Source organism: Gordonia sp. HS-NH1 (genome assembly GCF_001418765.1).
Taxonomy (GTDB): domain Bacteria; phylum Actinomycetota; class Actinomycetes; order Mycobacteriales; family Mycobacteriaceae; genus Gordonia.
Window position 1 is genome coordinate 1 of sequence record NZ_LIYC01000133.1, and the last position, 394, is coordinate 394.

A 394-nucleotide genomic window follows, 5' to 3' on the forward strand; every position below is an offset into this window, starting at 1 on the left:
TGCAGGGTTTCGAGAACGTCGACGGCGGTGCGGTGTTCGCGTACTGGGTCGCCAACCCGGAGGCCTACGGCGTGGTCGACTTCGACGCCGACGGCACCGCGATCTCGCTGGAAGAGAAGCCGGCACAACCGAAGTCGAACTTCGCGGTTCCGGGTCTGTACTTCTACGACAACGACGTGGTCGACATCGCCCGCGATCTGAAGCCCAGCGCCCGCGGCGAGTTCGAGATCACCGACGTCAACGCGCACTATCTGGAACGCGGCAAGTTGTCGGTGACCGTCCTGCCGCGGGGCACGGCCTGGCTCGACACCGGGACGTTCGACAGCCTCCTCGACGCCGGTAACTTCGTGCGCACCGTCGAGCAGCGGCAAGGCCTGAAAATCGCTGTCCCGGA

Annotated in this window: 1 protein-coding gene; it reads left to right on the top strand. The window is 65.5% G+C overall.

Annotated elements, in window-relative coordinates; all coding sequences use genetic code 11:
- Nucleotides 1–394 (top strand): sugar nucleotidyltransferase (locus tag AMD30_RS24375; RefSeq protein WP_269432898.1); only part of this gene is annotated, 394 nt, incomplete at both ends.